This is a genomic window from Amycolatopsis sp., from assembly GCF_035276945.1.
In the GTDB taxonomy this organism is placed as follows: Bacteria; Actinomycetota; Actinomycetes; order Mycobacteriales; family Pseudonocardiaceae; genus Amycolatopsis_E.
The window spans coordinates 1-18738 of record NZ_DATELF010000026.1 but is presented as its reverse complement, the minus strand read 5'-3'; the positions used below and the strand labels follow the sequence as shown (position 1 = coordinate 18738).

Genomic DNA, 18738 nt, shown 5'->3' with positions numbered 1-18738 from the left:
TCAACGCATCGGCAATCCCCCGATCGGCGGTAGGTACGTTCAGCCGTCGCCCTCGAGGATGACCGGAGCGACGGCGCCTCGCCGCCTTCCGAAAAAGATCTTGCACCTTCCGCACGCAAGTGATACACACTCGACCTGCTTCTGGCGAATGACCGCTGGAATTCCGAAGACCTGTAGCTGCCCTTCCTCGGACAACTCGGACAACACGGACAACACAGCCCACTTGGGAGACTCGGCCGGCAGCGCGAGCTCGACACCGTGGTCGTGTTCCTGGCCAGTGATGCCTCCCGCATCAATCACCGGGAACGCCCTCGCCGTCGGCGGCGGCATGTCCGGGCACTGAAAGGTTTTCCCGGATCTCGGCTGGGGGACGTGGCTGCGGTCACAGAGAAACTTGCTGTCGTGAGTGTTATGAAGGAGTCCGCGCAGTGCTTGATGTTCCCCGTCGCGGTACGGGCTGTACCGCGAGTACAACGGCGTGCGGCTGAGGAGTTTCGATGCTGGTCGGTGTGTTGAAGGAGGCCTTGCCGGGTGAGACCCGGGTGGCGGCGACGCCGGCGACGGTGGCTCAGCTGCTGAAGCTGGGGTACGACGTCGTGGTGGAGTCTGGGGCCGGCGTGGCGGCGAGCTTCACTGACGAGGCGTACGCGGAGGCCGGCGCGTCGATCGGTGAGGCGGTGGGGGCCGAGATCGTCGTGGGGGTCAATGCGCCGACGAAAGCGCAGCTGGATGCGATGTCGCCGGGTGTGACCCTGATCAGCCTGCTGAGTCCGGCGTTGAACAAGGATCTGGTGGAGGACCTGTCGCGGCGGCCGCTGACGGCGCTGGCGATGGACGCGGTGCCACGGATCTCGCGGGCGCAGTCACTGGATGTGCTGTCGTCGATGGCGAACATCGCGGGTTATCGCGCGGTGGTGGAGGCGGCGCACAGGTTCGGCCGGTTCTTCACCGGGCAGGTGACCGCGGCGGGCAAGGTACCACCGGCGAAGGTACTCGTGGTCGGCGCGGGTGTGGCCGGTTTGGCGGCGATCGGTGCGGCTGGGTCGCTCGGCGCGGTGGTCCGCGCGACCGATCCCCGGCCGGAAGTGGCCGATCAGGTGCGCAGTCTGGGCGGCGAGTACGTCTCCATCGAGGCGGCCGAAGTCGAGGTCTCCTCGACTGGTTACGCCAAGGAGATGAGCGAGGACTACAAGGCGCGCGAGGTCCAGCTCTACGCGGATCAGTGCCGGGACGTGGACATCATCATCACGACGGCGTTGATCCCGGGTAAGCCCGCGCCGCGGATCATCACCGCCGACATGGTGGCTTCCATGCGCCCGGGCAGTGTGATCGTGGACATGGCCGCGGCCAACGGCGGCAACGTCGAGGGCACGGTGGCGGGCGAGGCCGTGACGACGGCGAACGGGGTGACGATCCTCGGCTACACGGACCTGGCCGGCCGTCTCCCGACACAGTCTTCCCAGCTTTACGGCACGAACGTGGTCAACTTGCTGAAGCTGGTGACACCGGCCAAGGACGGCACGCCGGTGCTGGACATGGACGACATCGTCATCCGGTCGATGACGGTGGTCCGGGACGGCGAGGTGCTGTGGCCGCCGCCTCCGGCGCAGGTCTCGGCGAGCCCGGCGAAGGCGGCTGCCCCGGTCGCGGCGCCGGCCGAGGCCGAGTCGAAGAAGCGGATGTCCACCCCCGTCCGGCTCGGGCTGACCGCGGTGGCGGGCGTGTCGCTGTTCCTGCTGGTCGCGGCGTCACCGCCGGCGCTACAGGGCCACCTGACGGTGTTCGCGCTCGCGGTGGTGGTCGGCTTCTACGTGATCGGGCATGTGCACCATGCGCTGCACACACCGTTGATGTCGGTGACCAACGCGATCTCGGGGATCATCGTGGTCGGCGCGCTCCTGCAGGTGGGCCACGGCAGCCCGGTAATCACGTGGTTGTCGTTCGCGGCGATCCTGCTGGCCTCGATCAACATCTTCGGCGGATTCGCCGTCACCCGGCGCATGCTCGCCATGTTCTCCCGCAGCTGAGCCCGGCCCGATCCCGAAAGCCTGAGACTGGACATGACTCTCGAAACCATTGCGCAGGCGGCCTACATCGTCGCCGCGTTGTTGTTCATCCTGGCGCTGGCGGGCCTGTCCCGGCACGAGACCGCGAAGACCGGCAACGGGTTCGGCATGGCCGGAATGGTCGTCGCGCTCGCGGCGACCATCGCGCTGGCCGTGCAGCGGGAGATCTCCGTGCTCGGGGTGGTCCTGCTGGTCGTGGCGACGGTGGTCGGCGCCGCTGCCGGCCTGCAGCGCGCCCGCGTGGTGCAGATGACCGGCATGCCCGAGCTGATCGCGCTGCTGCACTCGTTCGTCGGGCTCGCGGCGGTACTGGTGGGCTGGAACGGCTACCAGCAGGTCGAGGCCGATCCCAGGGGTGCCGAGGCGCTGGCGCTGCGCGAGCTCGGGCTGGGCGGGATCCACTCCGCCGAGGTGTTCATCGGGGTGTTCATCGGTGCGGTGACCTTCACCGGTTCGATCGTGGCGTTTTTGAAGCTGTCGGCCCGGATCAAGTCCGCGCCGCTGATGCTGCCCGGAAAGAACGTGCTCAACCTGGGTGCCCTGGTGGTGTTCGTGGCGCTGACGGTGTGGTTCGTGGCAGAACCGCGGTTGTGGCTGCTCATCGTCGTTACCGCCGTCGCGCTGGCGCTGGGCTGGCACCTGGTCGCGTCCATCGGCGGCGGCGATATGCCGGTGGTGGTGTCGATGCTCAACAGCTATTCGGGCTGGGCGGCCGCGGCGAGTGGGTTCCTGCTGGAGAACAACCTGCTCATCATCACGGGTGCGCTCGTCGGCTCGTCTGGTGCGTATCTGTCCTACATCATGTGCAAGGCCATGAACCGGTCGTTCATCTCGGTCATCGCGGGTGGCTTCGGCTTGGACAACACCGGGGCCGGATCCGATGTCGACTACGGGGAGCACCGCGAGATCGCCGCCGACGGTGTGGCCGAACTCCTCGCTGACGCGAGCAGCGTGATCATCACTCCGGGCTACGGGATGGCCGTGGCGCAGGCTCAGCACGGTGTCGCGGAGCTGGCCCGCAGGCTGCGCGAGCGGGGTGTGCACGTCCGCTTCGGTATCCACCCCGTCGCCGGGCGCCTGCCGGGGCACATGAACGTGCTGCTCGCCGAGGCGAAGGTGCCCTATGACATCGTCCTCGAGATGGACGAGATCAACGACGACTTCGCCGACACCGACGTCGTGCTCGTCATCGGCGCCAACGACACGGTCAACCCCGCGGCCGCGGAGGACCCCGGCTCACCGATCGCCGGGATGCCCGTGCTCACCGTGTGGGAGGCCAAGAACGTGATCGTGTTCAAACGGTCCATGTCCTCCGGCTACGCCGGAGTGCAGAACCCGTTGTTCTTCCGCGAAAACACCGCCATGCTCTTCGGTGACGCCAAGGACCGCGTGGAGGACCTTCTGCGCGCGTTGCCCGCCGGCCCGGCCAGCGCGACACACGCGACCGCGCCGGCCAGTGCCTGACCAGAGGTCGCGAGCGGGCGATCACCTCAGGTAGCTCCGGTGGTGTGGACCATCGACGCCGACGGCGGCCGCTGCCGCGCTGAACCCACCGCCTGTATGCAGATGCTCGCCCTGCACGACCACGCCGACCGCCGCTGGGAAAGCCAGCGGCGGTCGGTGTGGGAGTCGGCGTGGTGGGACCGGTGAGCGTCCCCGTCCCGGCTACTGACTGGACCATCCGCCGAAGCCTCCGCACTCCACTGGGAGCCCGCCGAAGCGCGACGCGGCTCCTTCTACTCCTGCCTCGACGTCGTAGCCGTGTCAACGGCAGTCGGAAGCCGTCCGCTTACGGCACCGTGTCAAGGAAGGCCGCGGCCGCGGGCGTGGGGTTGAAGTCGCTCCAGGCGAGATACTCGACCCGGGTGGGCCCATCGGTGATGGTCACCGTGACCGGGGTCGGACGCGGTGGGACGAATGCCGGAGGCAGGAGCGCGACGGCCAGATTGTGCGTGACAAGGTCGAGGATGAGGTCGGTGGACATCCCTTCAAAGATCACCTCGCGGTGAACACCGACGGCGTCGAAGGCCAGGTCGCTCTGGGCACGGCCCGGTGTTCCGGCGGGAAAGTCCGCGAAGGTCTCCTCGGCGAGATCGGCCAGGCGAAGACGTCGCCGCTTCGCCAGGCGATGGTCGGCGGCGAGCACGGCGACGAGCCGTTCCCTCGCCAGCTCACGAGCCCGGACGCGCTTCGGGGCGGCCGTGTCCGGCAGACCCAGGACGGCGACATCAACCTCGCCATCACCAATCGCGGTCATGAGCTCGTCGCTACCACCGCTTCGTAACGCGATGCGTACCGCCGGGTGGGCACGGTGGAAGTCGCGCAGCGCGGCCGGGATGTCGACGGCGGTCACGGTGGGGATTACGCCGATCGTCAAGGTGCCGCGAATCCGCCCGGCGGTCGCCGCCGCGTCGGCGGCGGCTCGTTCAGCGGCCTCCAGACTGGCCCGCGCAGCAGGGAGAAACGCCGCCCCGGCGTCGGTGAGCTCGACCCGGCGGCTGGTCCGTGCGAACAGCGTCACACCCAGCTCCTGTTCCAGGGCCTTGATCTGGTGGCTGAGCGCCGATTGCACGACGAAGCACTGCTCGGCCGCTCGGGTGAAGTTCCGAGTCCTGGCCACGGCGAGTACATACCGCAGCTGCTGCAACTCCATGCATCTATCTTGTCTCACGATTGTTGACATGAAAAGCATGTCTTGGACTCATGGTTGTCGGGGCGCGACAGTGGAGGGGTGACCACTGCGACTACGTCTCCGGCAGGATCTTCCGGATCTTCCGGCCCGGTGGTGAACCGTGCGTCGCTCACCCTGGCGACGGCCGTCGCCCCGGCGGTGTGGGGCACGACCTACCTCGTCACCACCGAGCTGCTGCCGCCGGGACATCCCCTCTTCGCCGCCCTCATGCGGTCCCTTCCCGCAGGACTCCTCGCGCTCCTGCGCTCGCGGGCGCTGCCGCGCGGGGCTTGGTGGTGGAAGGCCGCGGTGCTCGGTGCCTTGAACATCGGGTTCTTCTTCCCGTTGCTGTTCGTCGCCGCGGAACGTCTGCCCGGCGGTGTGGCCGCGACCCTGGGTGCCGCCCAGCCGATCATCGTGGCCGTCCTCGCCGTCGTGATCCTGTCCGAGCGGGTCTCCGGCTGGCGTCTCGGCTGGGGCGTCGTCGGTGTGCTCGGGGTGGGCCTGGTCGTGCTCGGACCCGGCGCCGTGTTCGATCCCGCCGGCATCATCGCGGGCTTAACCGGTGCCGCCGCGATGGGAACCGGAGTCATCCTCACCAAACGCTGGCGCCGGCCCGAGGGCGTCAGCGCGGTCGGGTTCGCCGGCTGGCAACTCACCGCGGGCGGCCTGGTCCTGCTCGCCCCGACGCTGCTGATCGAGGGGGTGCCCGGCCAGGTCGACGCACCGGCCGTCGCGGGTTATCTCTGGCTCGGGATCGTCGGTGGGCTTGTCGCGTACACGCTCTGGTTCAGCGGACTGCGCACCCTCCCGGTCACCGCGACCTCGCTTCTCGGGCTGCTCTCACCCCTCGTGGCCGCACTTCTCGGCGTCGTCGTGGCCGGCGAAACCCTGAACCCGCTCCAGCTCATCGGCTTCACCCTCGCCCTCGCGGCGTTGGGCGCGGGTCAGATCACCCCACGGTCTCGTACCCGGAAACGGCTCTCGTCATGAACATCACCATCCTTGGCGCGACCGGCATGGTCGGCTCCCGTTTGGTCACCGAAGCTGTCACCCGCGGCCACCGGGTCACCGCGGCCGCGCGACGCCCCGACACCTACCCGGATGCGGCAGTCACCCCCGCTGCCGTCGACGTCAGCGCGCCTGAACAGCTCGATGCCGCGCTGCGCGGTGCCGATGCCGATGCCGATGCCGCGATCCTCGCCATCCGCGCCGCCCCCGGCCACGAGCAGACGATCGCCCCGCTGACCGCCGCAGTTCTTGACGCCACAGCCCGCGCGGGCGCTCGTCTGCTGGTCATCGGTGGAGCGGGGCCGCTGCGGTCACCCCGCAACCCCGCCGTATCGGTCGTCGACGACCCACGCTTCGTGCCACCCGCATGGCGAGCGATCGCCGACGCCAGCACCGCCCAGCTCCACACCTGCGCCCAGCACGCGAACCCCCGTTGGGTCTACCTCAGCCCGCCGTCGATTCTCGAACCCGGCCCCCGCGCCGGCACCTACCGGCGGGGAACCACCGATACCGACAGCGCCTCACGCATCAGCGTCGAAGACCTCGCCGTGGCCGCACTGGACGAAATCGAGCAACCTGGTTCAGACCGGCACTTCACCGTAGCGCGGCACCTCGCCGCTCACCTGGACGGGTAGCGACGCCGCGGCCGCCGCCTTGTCCTGTGTGGACATCTCGGGGTTGGTGAGGATGCAACGAGTAACCGGAGACCGGTTCGGCGATCGGCGGGGCTCACTGGTCGGAGTGCGGTCAAGGCGCTGCGCCCGGCGAGGCGGCGGATGGTCGACTCGCTGCTGGACACCCTTCCGGTGCAGGAGCTGAGCTCGCCGCGGTTCGTCCTGGACTCCCACACCTTCTCATCATAAGACCGGCCGGGGTCGGGAAAACGTTCTCGACCAGCGCTTTGGGGCACGCCGCGGTCCGGCCAAAGTACACCGTCCACACCGAACGCACCGACAAACTGTTCAATCGACTCAAAGCCGCGCGGCTGGACCACACCTACGACGAGGAGATGCGCCAACCGCACCGTATCGAACCGCTCATGCTGGACGATCCAGCACCGCACCCCGCTGGATACGTCGCAGACCAGCGACTTCTACCGACTGATCGTGGAACGCCACCGGCAGGTCTCCACCACCCTCCAACCGGGAGCCGCCGGAGATCCACGGACATCATGCCCGCCACCGCGCCGATGACCGTACTGCTGCCGGGGTCGCCACTGAAAGCGCTTTCCCAGCTTCCCGTCGACCAAGTGCTCCCGAACCGGGTGGGTGCCATCTAGCCATACACCCGTTCCACGTACTACTCTGCGGTCCGCGTCCGCGTCCCCCTAGTCACTGTCCCGCCGCTATCGTCTCGAGGAACCTGATCTATGTCCGTACCGAACGCTGTTCGTCTCCGGGCAACCACGCCGTTGCTCGTGCTGGTGGCCGCCGTGCTGATCACGGGCGGTGGCTGGACCTGGGTGGTGCTGGTGACGCCGGCGGAGGTCCGCGTCCTGATCGGCGTGGCCGGTGGCGTGCTCGCCCTGCTGCTGTCGGTCGCCGTCGCGCTGATCGCTCACGGCGCCGCCCGGCTGCGCCGTGAGCGGGAGCAGGTCTCGGTGCTGAACACCGAACTCGGCTACCTCGTCGAACATATCCTGCCGACCGCGGTTGAGCGGCTGCGGGACGGCGCTTCCGCCGACACCGTCCTGGCTCAACTTCCCAAGTCCCGCAACGAAACCCACCAGCGGTTGCTGCGGACCGTGACCCGCGAGATCAGTGTCGGCGAGCGGCGGCGCGCCGCGGCCATGGCGGCCTGTGGCAACGCGGCCGGGCGGGTGCAGGCGCTGGCCACGAGGATGCTCGCGGACTTGCGCGAGATGGAGCACCGCTACGGTGAGGACGCGCTCGGCGACCTGCTCAAGATCGACCACAGCACCGCGCAGGCCGGCCGGCTGGCCGACAGTATCGCGGTGCTCACCGGCGCCCGGACCGGCCGCCGCTGGACCAAACCGATCGTCATGGAGAGCATCCTGCGGGGCGCGATGGGCCGGATCGGCGCCTACCAGCGGGTGTACGTCCACTCGACCTGCCCGTCCGCGGTCGTCGGGTACGCGGCCGAGGACGTCATGCACGTGCTGGCCGAGCTGATGGACAACGCGACGAGGTTCTCCGCCCCGTCGGAAGAGGTACACGTCTACGTCGAACAACTGCACAACGGCGTCGTGATCACCATCGAGGACGGCGGCCTGGGCATGAAGCCGCAAGCGCTGGAGCGCGCGAAGGCCGCGATCTCCTCGACCGATCCGCTCGACCTCGCCCAGCTGTCGGGCACCCGGCTCGGCCTCGCGGTCGTCGGCACTCTCGCCCGCAAGCACCAGTTGCAGGTCTTCTTCCGCCCGTCCTCGCGAGGCGGCACCGGTGTCGTGGTGCGGATCCCGAACCGGCTGATCACCCAGCCTCGCCAGCAGCCGACCGAGTTCGCGTCCGAGCCGCGCCATCCAGCTGTCGTGCCCGCCGCCCGTCCGGCGGACGAGGCCCAGTTGGCGCTGGTCGCGAGGGAGCCGAAGGCGCTGCCGAAACGCCCGCGCGGGCAGACACTCGACGCCGTCGCCCGGGCCGCGGGCTCCCCGGCCGCGGCGTCCGGGCGCCAGTCGAGTCGGCCGCGGATCGACTCCGGCACGAGGTTCGGTGCCTTCCGCCAGGCCCGCGCGAAGAACTCCGAGGGCGGCGAGCCGTCCGAGGACAGCGAGTGACACAGAGATTGGAGTGCGGGGGCGCCCCCGGAATGTCGATGAACGCAGCAGACGCCAGCCTCGAGTGGCTACTGGAGAACCTGGTGGGCAACACCCCGGGCGCGAAGCATGCCCTGGTGCTGTCCAGGGACGGTCTCAAGCTCTGTTACACCCAGCGGCTCTCGAAGGACAAGGCCGACCAGCTGGCCGCGATCGCGGCGGGCTTGCAGGCGCTCGCCCACGGTGCCTCGGTGGAGTTCGGGGACGGCACCGGCGGTGTGCGCCAGTCGATGACCGAGTTCCACGGCGGGTTGCTGTTCATCGTGGAAGCCGGCGAAGGCGCCCACCTCGCGGTGCTCGCCGCCGACGACGCCGACGTCGGTCTCGTCGGGCACAACATGGACGAACTGGTGGAGCAGATCGGAGCCTTCCTGACCTCGCCGCCTCGACCGCTCCAGCCCGCGCATCCGGCATGATCCACCGCGCGGTCGACGACGAGGACCCGGATCGCTTCTACACGGTGACCCGCGGACGGAGCCGGGCCGCGGCCGCCGACCTGGACCTCGTCACGCTGATCGTGAGCGAGGCCGAGCCCGCGCCCGGGATGCAGTCCGAATACGTGAAGGTGCTGCGGACATGCCAGTTCCCGACCGCTGTCGTGGAGGTCGCCTCCGAGCTGGGGCTGCCGGTGAGCGTGACGAGGATCCTGCTGGCGGACCTGCTTGCCGCGGGGAAGATCTCCGCCCGCCACCCCTCGGCCGTGTTCCGTTCGGGGTCCGCTCTGCCCGACTCCGAATTCCTGAAGAAGGTGCTCGTTGGACTCAAGAATCTCTGACCCGGCTACCCGCACGCCGCTGAGCAGCACCGCGACGGACGGGGTCAAAATCGTGATCGTCGGCGGTTTCGGGGTCGGCAAGACGACGCTGGTGCGGTCGGTGAGCGAGATCCGGCCGCTGTCCACGGAGGAGACGATGACCCAGGCGGGGCTGGGCATCGACTCGAACGCCGGCGCGTATGGCAAGACCACCACCACCGTCGCGTTCGACTTCGGCCGGATCACCCTCAATGACGAGATGGTGCTCTACCTGTTCGGAGCCCCCGGCCAGGAACGTTTCTGGTTCCTGTGGGACCGGTTGTTCTCCGGCACGCTCGGCGCGGTCGTACTGGTCGACACCCGTCGGCTCGAAGACTCCTGGTACGCGATCGACCGGCTCGAGCACCACGGCACGCCGTTCATCGTGGCCCGCAACAACTTCGAGCCGCCGCAGCACGGCCTGAGCGCGGTACGCGACGCGCTGACCCTCTCCGAGAACGTTCCCCTGATCGACTGCGATGCGCGCGACCGCCAGTCGTCGAAGCAGGTGCTGATCGGGCTCGTCGACCACCTCTACCACCTCTCCACGGCACGGGAGACCGCATCATGACCGAGAACCCCACTTCCTCACCCGGGCCGCTGCGGCTGTACGGCCCCCAGCTCCAGCAGGACCCGGCCGCGCTCTACGCGAAAATCCGGCGGGAGCACGGGCCGGTGGCCCCGGTGCTGCTCGACGGGGACATTCCGGCGTGGTTCGTCTCCGGCTACCGCGAGATCCACCAGATCTGCGAGGACTCGCAGCTGTTCGCGCGGGACACCCGCCGCTGGACCATGTGGGACCGCATTCCCGAGGACTGGCCGCTGCTGCCGTACGTGGCGCACAACCCGTCGGTGATGTTCACCGAGGGCGCCGAGCACCGCCGCCGCGCGGGCGCGATCGGCGACGCGCTCAGCGCCGTGGACCAGTTCGAACTGCGCGCGCACTGCGAGCTTGTCGCGGACGGGCTGATCGACTCGTTCGCCGGCACCGGGGAAGCGGATCTGGTGGCCCAGTACACGATGCGCATGCCGCTGTTGGTGGTCGCCTGGATGTTCGGCCTGCCGGAGCACGAGATCCCCGCGCTGGTGCGCGACATAGCGACCTCGCTCGACGTCGGTCCCGACGCGATCCCCGCGTACACCCGTGTGCAGGCGGCGATGCGGCGGCTGGTCGCGGACAAGCACCTCTCGCCCGGCTCGGACCTGCCGTCGCACCTGATCCAGCACGAGGCCGACCTTTCCGACGACGAGATCGTGCTCGACCTTCTCGTGGTAGCCGCGGCCGCGCAGCAACCGACGGCGAACTGGATCGGCAACACGATCCGGCTGATGCTCACCGACGAGCGGTTCGCGATGACGCTCGCGGGCGGGCGTGGCAGTGTCGGGCAGGCGCTCAACGAGGTGCTCTGGCAGGACACCCCGACGCAGAACTTCATCGGCCGCTTCGCCACCCGGGACACGCAGCTGGGCGGGCAGCGGATCCGCACCGGGGACCTGCTCGTGATGGGCCTGGCCGCGGCGAACGCCGATCCCGCGGTCCGGCCGGACGTCGCCGACGACCAGACCGGCAACCAGGCCTACCTGTCCTTCGGACACGGCGAACACGGCTGCCCCTACCCTGCTCCCGAGGTCGCCCAGATCATCGCCAAAACCAGCGTCGAGGTCCTGCTGGACCGGCTGCCGGGCGTGGAGCTCGCGGTGCCGGCCGAAAAGCTGATGTGGCACCCGTCGGTCTGGATGCGCGGGCTCACACGGCTGCCGGTGACGTTCACTCCCACCTACGTGGCTTCACAGGTCGGCGCGGCCGCCCCGCCGCCCTGGTGATCAGGCGGGCGCCGGAATCGGCGGAGTGAAGGTGATCGGCAGGGTGGCCGGGCCCCGCGTGAACAGCCCCTGCTCCACCGGGCTGGCGCCGTCCACCAGCCGCGCATCCGGCATCGCGTCGAGCAACTGGCTCATCCCCACCTCGACCTCCGCTTTCGCCAGCAGCGCGCCGACACAGAAATGCCGTCCCAGCGCGAAAGCCAAGTGGCTCGCCGCCGCCGAGAAAGCGGTTTCGGTCGGCAGATCCGTGCGGAAGATGTCGAACCGGTCGGGATCGGCGAACCGGCGGGGGTCCCGGTTGGCGGCGCCGATGAGGCAGGTGACCGTGGCGCCTCCAGGCACCGTCCCCGTGCTCAACTCGATGTCATGCGCGGGCTGGCGCATGATCATGTGCACCGGCGGGGTGTAGCGCAGGGTCTCCGCGAACGCGCGGGGGATCAGCTCACGGTTCGCGCGCACCGCCTCGAGCTGGTCGGGATGCTCCAGCAGGTTCTTGAACACGCTGGCGATGGCCTTGTCGGTGGTTTCCCCTCCGGCGGCGAGCAGCAGGCTGACGAACGCCTTGATGTCCTCATCACTCATCGTCATGCCGTCGACTTCGGCCTCGCACAGTGTCGAAAGCAGGTCGTCACCGAGGTTACGCCGACGTTCCTGGATCACCGGGATCAGGTATTCGGCCAGTTCCCGGCGCGTGCGCAGGCCGGCGGCGGCGATTTCGGAATCCTGACCGAGGTTGGCGAGGAACGCGATGACCGAGGTGTACCACTTCTGGAACCGCGCGTGCTCGCCGCGGTCCAGACCCAATCTGTCGACGATCACGTTGATCGGGAAATGCCGCGCGAACTCGGAGACGAGATCGACCGAACCGCGGCCGCGGAACTCGTCGATCAGCTCGCGGGCGTTGCGTTCGATGACCGGTAGGAACCTGCGCTCGAGTTCACTGCCACGGAACGCAGGCGCGACGAGCGCGCGGCGCACCGCGTGCTCTCGGCCGCTCATCTGCAGGATCGTCCTGCCGTGCACCGGTTCGAGCTGCCAGTTGTAGTTGTCGGTCGTGAAGGCCGGTTCCTTGAACGCCCGGGCCACGTCCTCGTACCGGGAGACCAGGTAGCTCCGCGTCGGCTCGTGCCAGGTCAACGGTTGGGTCTCCAGCATGGTCCGGTAGGCCGCATAAGGGTTTTCAGCGAATTGCGGGGAAAGGATGTCAGGTACTTCGCCTGATGCGGACATGACTCTCCCTGGCTCCATTCCTCAGCTCCACTCCTCAGTGAGCGTCTCAGGCTAGCCCCTGGCGCCGCGGCGCCGCGCGATCGGATCGAATTTCAGCTTGTTGGTCCAGTGCGCGGTTTAGTGCGCGATTACGCAGTGCATCATGCGACGCGCGTCTCGGACTCCTCGGACGTCAAGCCCGGAGGGCGCGGGCGTGGCGAGTGCGCCGCACCGAGAAACTGGGCACCTCATACCCGATCGATCCGGGGCTCAAGGCGCTGCCGCGCGACCTGCTGAAGGAGTCGAACCGGGACAATCGTCCGTCTCGGCATGCAGGTGGTCGCCGAAGGACTCGCCCGGGCCGCGACACGGCTGGCTGGCACCGGATTCGGGGACCCGATCATCACCCCCATCACCAGGATGATCGCACGTGACGAGGCACGGCACATCGGATTCGGCGTGGTCTCCTCACCGGGATGTACGAAAGCATGACCACCGCCGAACGTCGGGAACGCGAGGCTTTCCCGCTCGAGTCGATCCATCTGATGTCCCGGCGTTTCCTGCCGCGCGAGGTCCGGGAACGGATGGAGATCGACGTCGGAGTGGCCACTTCACACGCCGCCGAGACGCCGGGCTTGAATCACGTCACGGTCTGGTCCTCTCCGCTGCCGCGCCGCAATGCGGAAGGTGAAATCGAGTTGACGCCACTCGCCGTCGATCTCGCGGCCGTCGGGGGTGGGGCCTCGTCGCGGCTGGAAGTCGACGATGAGGTCGTCTTTGACGCCGAACACGGCGTCGGAGTCGAGGTATTCGCCGCCCGCGACGAACAGCTGGGTGATCAGTTGCTGATGACCCTCCGCCTCGATCATGAAATGCAGGTGCGGGGCCCGGTAGGGGTGCCGCGCACTCGCGGCGAGCATCGCGCCGACCGGGCCGTCGGCCGGAATGGGATACTCCGACGGCAGGATCGACCAGAACCGCAGACGACCGTCGTGGTCGGTGCGGAGCCGCCCACGCAGGACCGGCCCGTCGACGTCGGGCAGCTGCACGTCGTAGAAACCGTCCTCATTGGACTGCCAGACGTCGACGATCGCGTTCGCCACGGGCAGGTCGTCGGTGTCGGTGATCAGCACGTTCACCCACAACGGGATGCCGGGCAGGCCGCCGGAGAGGTCGGAGCCCTGCCGCAGTTCCGGTGGGCCGTCGACGTAGAAGGGACCGAGCACCGCGGACGGGGTGGTGTCGGGGGTACGCGAGTTGGTGAGCACGTCGACCACGCTGGACAGGCCAAGGGTGTCGGACAGCAGCACGAACTCCTGCCGGGTGTCGCTGCAGATCTGCCCCGTCCGGGTCAGGAAGTCGATGCCCCGCTGCCACTCGGCCTGGGTCAGGTCGTTGTCGATCGCGAAGGCGTGCAGCCGCGGAACCAGGTCCTGCAGCAGCGCGCGCAGCCGTGGATCGGGCGTGCCGTCGAAGGTCGACACGACCTGAGCGGTGAGCCGGTCGAGCACCGCCCCGGACGCCGCCGCGGGTGCGGGACGCTCCCCCGCCCAGGCATGGCGGAGGAGCCGCGCGATGCCGACCCGGGTCGGCTCCGCGGGATTCGGGTACGGGGCGGCGGTCGCGAGTTCGGCCGCGCGGTCGAGATCGGCCTCGGCCAAGCCGAGCTCGCGCAGTGACGTCGGTCCGCCGGCCTCGGCGATCAGGTCGTACACGGCCGTCGGGGCGTCGGTGGCACCGAGCGCTTCGGCGATCCGGCGCATGGCCTCGGGTGCGGCGGCGGCGTTGTAGGCCATTGCGTGCGGGAGCACGACGGTGTGCGTCGGCGCGTGGGGTAGCTCGAAGCTCCCGCCGAGGGTGTGGCAGAGCTTGTGATGCAGACCCATGCCCACCGCGCCCAGGCAGGTCCCCGCCAGCCAGGCGCCCCGCAGCAGGCTGGTTCGCGCGTCGAGGTCATCGGCGGCGGCGAGATCACGCAGACCCCGGGTGAGCAGGCCGACCGCGTCCAGGGCCATCCCGTCGATGACCGGGTTGGCGTCGGGCGAGTAGAGCGCCTCGACGGCGTGTGCGAGCGCGTTCACGGCACTGGTCACGGCGATCGGGGCGGGGAGCTCGCGGGAAAGCTCGACGTCATAGATCACCGTCTCCGGGAGGATGTCCGGCGACGAGCGGGTCGTCTTGATTCCGTTGTCGGTCTCACCCAGGACGGGAGTGACCTCTGAACCGGCGTAGGTGGTCGGCAGGACAACCTGATCGATCCCGGTGCGGACGGCGACCGCCTTCGCCAGCCCGGTCGTCGAGCCGCCCCCGACCGCGACCACGCAGTCCGCGTCGACCTCCTGGACGAGCCCGAGGGCCCGCTCGGTGACCGCTACCGGGGTGTGCATCGCCGCGCCGTCGAAGCGTCCGGCCACGAGTGGTCCGAGGATCTTCTCGATCCGGTCGCCCGGCTCCGGCAGGTCCGTGCTCGCCAGCACGAGCGCACGAGACCGGCCGAGCCGTTCGACCTCCTCCCGGACCCGCTCCAGGGTGCCGTGCCCGAAAACGATCCGCGCGGGCAGCGCGGTAAAGGTGAACGAGGTCATTCGCGGATCTCCGATCTGTTCGCGATTTCGCGCGCGATCGCGATCACGTCCGGCGGGCTCGACATCCGCGACACGCGGCCTTTCGCTGGTGGGAGCCCCGCAGCCGCGATAGCGACCTTCGGGGCGCGCCCGACATGCCGCGTGTCCTTTCGCAAGCGATTCCACCCTCAGGCGCGGTCGAGCAGCCGGGTGAGAGCCTCGGTGAGCTCCTTTTCCGGATCAGCAGGCAGCTCGTGTGCCCGCCACCCGACATGCGCATCCGGCCGGACCAGCACACAGCCGGACTCGGTGACCTCACGCAGCCGCGACCAGTCGTCGTAGACGTCGGTGTACTCCCGCCCAGGGCCGATCACGTGCACGTCGATTTCGACGCCGAGCGAACGGGCCGCGCCGGTGGCGGCCTCCGCCCACGCCTGCCCGGAGATGCCGGTGAGCACGGCGAACCGCCCCTTGCCGGTGATGTCGTGGGTACTGACCCGGTGCCCGTCCCGGCCGAGCCAGCAGTGCGGCAACCGCGCCCCCGGCCAGGTGGTCGGGTGGTAGTACAACTCGGGATCGCGGGTGAACCCGGGCTCGGGCGTGCCGTCCCCGACCACCGCGCGGGAGGCATACCGCTGACCGAGTTCGACACCGTGGGCGTTGAACTCGTAGTCTTTGAGCTCCAGCGCCTCTCGCAGCGCGGCGCGCTGCGCGGCGGCACGTGGCGTCTCCTCCGTCCGTGCGCGCATGTTCGCGATCTGCTCGGTCGGGTTGTCGGTGGTGGTGAACCCGAGGGCGTCGAAGATCGGGCCGAACTCCTCGATCGACTTGTTCGCGCGGAGCACGATCTGCTTGCCGACCGGAGCGCGCTCGGCCTCGTAGCTGTCGAGCAGCCCTTCACCGGCCTTACCGGACAACACCGCGGCGAGCTTCCAGGCGAGGTTGTAGGAGTCCTGGATGGAGGTGTTGGAGCCCAGGCCGTTCGACGGCGGGTGCCGGTGCACGGCGTCTCCCGCACAGAACACGCGCCCCGAGCGGTAGCGGGTCGCGTACATCTTGTTGTTGCCCCACAACGAGATGGAGCGGATGGTGACCGGGATCGTGTCGTCCCCGACCAGGTCGTGCACGATCTTGGTGGCCATGGCGTCGTCAACCTGTGGGGGCGGCTGGGTGATGTCGTAGCCCCAGACGACCAGCCACTCGTCCCACGGCCGGACCATGCGCACCAGGCCCATCCCGATGCCGCCGATGTTCGATCCCGGCTGCAGCACCCAGTACAGGACGCTCGGCCGGTGCTCGACGTGTCTCGTCAGATCGGCATGGAAAACGATGTTCATGCTCCCGGCGATGTCCATCTGCCCCTCGAACGAGAGCCCGATGTCGCGGGCGACCTGGCTGCGGCCACCGTCGGCACCGATGACGTATTTCGCGCGGATCCGGTAGGTTCGGCCGCTCAGCCTGTCCCGGACGGTGACGGTGACACCGTCGTCGTCCTGCTCAAGTGAGAGGTACTCGGTGTCGAACCGGATCCGGCTGCCCCGCTCGGCGGCGTGCCCGATGAGGATCGGTTCGAGCAGCGTCTGCGGGAGATCGCAGTTCTCGGACGGGCTGGCCAGGGTGTAGTCGGCCTTGCGTACGGGGTGCGTGCCCCAGGTCCGGACACGGCCGATTTCGTCCCCGGCGAGGCTGGTGCAGAAGACCGTGTCGCCCATCAGCGCGGCGGGCGTGCCCTGCGCCTTGATGTCCGCCTCGATGCCCATGTCACGGAGGATCTCGACGGTGCGCTGGTTGGTGATGTGCGCGCGCGGGGTGTTGGCCGTCCACCGGTACTTGGTGATCACGATGTGGTCCACACCGTAGGTGGCCAAAAACAGCGCCGCCGACGCGCCGGCCGGTCCGCTGCCGATGACCAGGACGTCCGTTGTGACCTCGCCGGGATTCTCTCGGGTCTTGCTCACGCCGCCTCACCTCTGGGGTGCAATTCTCAGGGACTGCCTGCCGGGGACGAGGAGCCCTCGGCGCCGCGTGAAGCGGGCTGCCGTGCCTCGACTCGCCGGAACGAGTATGGGAACCGAGCGGCCTATACGTCCAATACGAACTTATATCCACTGATATATTCTCAAGATATGGATCTGCGGGCGCTGGAGTGCTTCCTGGCCGTCGCCGAGGAAGGGTCGGTCAGTCGTGCCGCCGCGGCATTGCACATGACTCAGCCTCCGCTGAGCGTGCGACTCCAGGCGCTGGAACGCGAACTCGGGGTCCCCCTGCTGGTTCGTCACGGCCGGGGTGTCGACCTGACGGCGGCGGGCCGGGTGCTGACGGAACGCGCTCGCCGCCTGTTCTCGGAGCTCAACACCACGACCGAGATGGTGCGCACCGTAGGCCTCGGGACCCGGGGCCCGCTGTCCATCGCGGTCGGGCACACCGTGTCGCCCCGGTTGCTGCCCCACCTGATCGGCGACACCATGCTCGAACCCGAAGTCGACCTCGTCCTCGCCGAAGGCTCCGACCTCGACGTGGTCGAGCGGGTCCACCGTCGCGACGCGCACGCCGGCCTGCTCCACCTCGAACCCGGCGGCCTCGGCCGGACACGTCACGCGGCGAGCCGAGCACGGGGACTGGAGGTCGCGGTGGTGGCCCGCGAGCCACTCGTCGCGGTGCTTGCCGAGACGCATCCCGGCGCCGCCCAAGAGCGCATCGACCTGGCGGAGGTGGGCGGGGAACGGGTGGTCGTCGCGGCCGAGACCGGGCAGGGGTTCGCCGCTCACGTACGCGCCGCCTGGGAGGGCGCCGGGCGCTCGGGCGCCGTGCGGCACGAGGCCACGTCGGTCATACATGCGCTCGCCCTCGTGGAGGCGGGCGCCGGCGTGACCCTGCTGCCCGCGCAGTACAGCTCGATGGTGTGGCAGGGCTTGACCGCGCGCCCGTTGCGCCGGCACACCGCCGTGGTGGAAACCGCGGTCTGCTGGCGACCCGACGACGACTCCCCCGTCCTGCGCCGCTTCCTCCGGACGGCCCTGTCGACTCCCGAACCCGACATGCTGGGACCGGAGCACGCCAGAAACGGTCCGGGCGCCGCGCACTGGTGACTCCCTGCTGGTGAACGTCCCGATGCACTCGACGACCCGGTCGTATCACGGGGGGTCGCGGATGTTCTGCCATCTTGTCACCGATGCCCTGCATGGGTGGCGAGACGAGTGCTTGCGGCGGTTCGGGCAGTTCAGAGCGCTCCGGACAAGACGACGACGGTCACCGTGTCTCGCAACGCGGAATCACAGGCCGTGGAGTTGAGCGACTTCTGATCGGCGGCCGTGGGCCCGGACTCAGGGGCTCCGGCAATTGATCAAATAAGTTGATCTCGGGTGCCCCGGCGAGGGTGCAGGCCCGGGCGCAGGTGATCATGAAGGTGCTAACGCTACGTGATCACCGCAGTGCCCGTGCCTGCCGTGGCATCTTGCCTCATCGATCCGCTCTTTGCCGAACTGGAGGTCCTAAATGACGAGTCTTCGGTCTTGCCCGGTTCCACCCGGTATGTCTCCAGTTGCAAGCTCAGCCAGTCCCGCTCGAACACCGCACCGGTCCGCTGCTCCAGTGCGCCAAGCATTGCGGCTTGGAGGTGGTCCATCGGGAACGAAGCGACATCGAGCCACTCCGGGTACGTTTCGCCAGCGAGGGGTTCGGTTAGCTAAGTGGTGGGTTTTGGAAGTCTTTCGGGGGTGATCAGGCGGCCTGTGGGATGCGAACGGCGGTCTCTTGTTGTTCGTGTCGGTCGATCCTTGCGAGTAGGTCGCGGAGGTCGTCTCGGGTGAAGGTCCAGTCGAACG

17 protein-coding genes are annotated in these 18738 nt (G+C 68.8%); 13 read left to right on the top strand and 4 right to left on the bottom strand.

Translation table 11 applies throughout. The features are described from left to right. Window positions 1-497: 497 nt before the first annotated feature. From VJT49_RS03475 to VJT49_RS03465, 3 genes are read left to right on the top strand one after another with little or no spacing between them, the layout of a single operon-like run. Window positions 498-2027 carry a Re/Si-specific NAD(P)(+) transhydrogenase subunit alpha gene (locus VJT49_RS03475; protein WP_324163204.1) on the top strand — a complete coding sequence of 510 codons (1530 nt, stop codon included), beginning with the start codon at window positions 498-500 and terminating at the stop codon, window positions 2025-2027. Between the two features lie 33 nt (window positions 2028-2060). After that, window positions 2061-3530, top strand: coding sequence for a Re/Si-specific NAD(P)(+) transhydrogenase subunit beta (gene pntB / locus VJT49_RS03470; RefSeq protein ID WP_324163203.1), 1470 nt, complete (start codon window positions 2061-2063; stop codon window positions 3528-3530). A 39-nt stretch (window positions 3531-3569) separates the two neighbouring features. Then, window positions 3570-3716, top strand: a complete 147-nt coding sequence (locus tag VJT49_RS03465) for a hypothetical protein (protein ID WP_324163202.1) — start codon at window positions 3570-3572, stop codon at window positions 3714-3716. Between the two features lie 139 nt (window positions 3717-3855). Here the strand turns inward: VJT49_RS03465 and VJT49_RS03460 are convergent, their stop codons facing one another. Beyond that, window positions 3856-4719: a LysR family transcriptional regulator gene (locus VJT49_RS03460; protein ID WP_324163201.1), complete on the bottom strand. Its 864-nt coding sequence runs from the start codon at window positions 4717-4719 to the stop codon at window positions 3856-3858. 129 nt (window positions 4720-4848) lie between these two features. On the opposite strand from VJT49_RS03460, the gene VJT49_RS03455 reads away from it, so the two are divergent. The 8 genes from VJT49_RS03455 to VJT49_RS03425 all read left to right on the top strand — a co-directional run bounded on the left by VJT49_RS03455 (window position 4849) and on the right by VJT49_RS03425 (window position 11141). Then, window positions 4849-5730 (top strand): EamA family transporter, encoded by an 882-nt coding sequence (locus tag VJT49_RS03455; protein WP_324163200.1) that lies wholly within the window; start codon window positions 4849-4851, stop codon window positions 5728-5730. Beyond that, on the top strand, window positions 5727-6383 hold the full coding sequence (locus tag VJT49_RS03450; RefSeq protein WP_324163199.1) for an NAD(P)-dependent oxidoreductase: 657 nt from the start codon (window positions 5727-5729) through the stop codon (window positions 6381-6383). Before VJT49_RS03455 ends, VJT49_RS03450 begins: the two co-directional genes overlap by 4 nt. Before the next feature lie 266 nt (window positions 6384-6649). Continuing rightward, a complete protein-coding gene (locus tag VJT49_RS35025) occupies window positions 6650-7027 on the top strand; it encodes a hypothetical protein (RefSeq protein WP_414635800.1) in 378 nt (125 codons plus the stop codon). A gap of 90 nt (window positions 7028-7117) precedes the next feature. Then, complete coding sequence (locus tag VJT49_RS03445) at window positions 7118-8485, top strand: ATP-binding protein (RefSeq protein ID WP_324163198.1); 1368 nt, start codon at window positions 7118-7120, stop codon at window positions 8483-8485. Between the two features lie 38 nt (window positions 8486-8523). Next, a complete protein-coding gene (locus tag VJT49_RS03440; RefSeq protein ID WP_324163197.1) occupies window positions 8524-8940 on the top strand; it encodes a roadblock/LC7 domain-containing protein in 417 nt (138 codons plus the stop codon). Beyond that, window positions 8937-9299, top strand: a complete 363-nt coding sequence (locus tag VJT49_RS03435; RefSeq protein WP_324163196.1) for a DUF742 domain-containing protein — start codon at window positions 8937-8939, stop codon at window positions 9297-9299. The genes VJT49_RS03440 and VJT49_RS03435 overlap by 4 nt, the downstream gene beginning before the upstream one ends. Further along, entirely contained in the window at window positions 9280-9888 is a 609-nt protein-coding gene (locus tag VJT49_RS03430) for a GTP-binding protein (RefSeq protein ID WP_324163195.1), read from the top strand. The genes VJT49_RS03435 and VJT49_RS03430 overlap by 20 nt, the downstream gene beginning before the upstream one ends. Then, entirely contained in the window at window positions 9885-11141 is a 1257-nt protein-coding gene (locus tag VJT49_RS03425) for a cytochrome P450 (protein ID WP_324163194.1), read from the top strand. Before VJT49_RS03430 ends, VJT49_RS03425 begins: the two co-directional genes overlap by 4 nt. On the opposite strand, the gene VJT49_RS03420 is transcribed toward VJT49_RS03425, so the two are convergent. Further along, window positions 11142-12371: a cytochrome P450 gene (locus VJT49_RS03420; RefSeq protein ID WP_324163193.1), complete on the bottom strand. Its 1230-nt coding sequence runs from the start codon at window positions 12369-12371 to the stop codon at window positions 11142-11144. A 309-nt stretch (window positions 12372-12680) separates the two neighbouring features. Between VJT49_RS03420 and VJT49_RS03415 the strand changes: the two genes are divergently transcribed. Continuing rightward, on the top strand, window positions 12681-12842 hold the full coding sequence (locus VJT49_RS03415; RefSeq protein ID WP_324163192.1) for a hypothetical protein: 162 nt from the start codon (window positions 12681-12683) through the stop codon (window positions 12840-12842). 119 nt (window positions 12843-12961) lie between these two features. Here the strand turns inward: VJT49_RS03415 and VJT49_RS03410 are convergent, their stop codons facing one another. Together VJT49_RS03410 and VJT49_RS03405 are read right to left on the bottom strand one after the other, a co-directional pair. After that, the gene (locus tag VJT49_RS03410) at window positions 12962-14935 is read right to left on the bottom strand and encodes a maleylacetate reductase and hydroxyquinol 1,2-dioxygenase domain-containing protein (protein ID WP_324163191.1); all 1974 of its coding nucleotides are present in this window, start codon (window positions 14933-14935) and stop codon (window positions 12962-12964) included. Window positions 14936-15102: 167 nt separating this feature from the next. Further along, complete coding sequence (locus tag VJT49_RS03405) at window positions 15103-16872, bottom strand: FAD-dependent monooxygenase (RefSeq protein ID WP_324163190.1); 1770 nt, start codon at window positions 16870-16872, stop codon at window positions 15103-15105. Window positions 16873-17040: 168 nt separating this feature from the next. Here VJT49_RS03405 and VJT49_RS03400 point away from each other — a divergent pair, with 168 nt between their 5' ends. Further along, complete coding sequence (locus VJT49_RS03400) at window positions 17041-18003, top strand: LysR family transcriptional regulator (protein ID WP_324163189.1); 963 nt, start codon at window positions 17041-17043, stop codon at window positions 18001-18003. Window positions 18004-18738 lie beyond the last annotated feature (735 nt).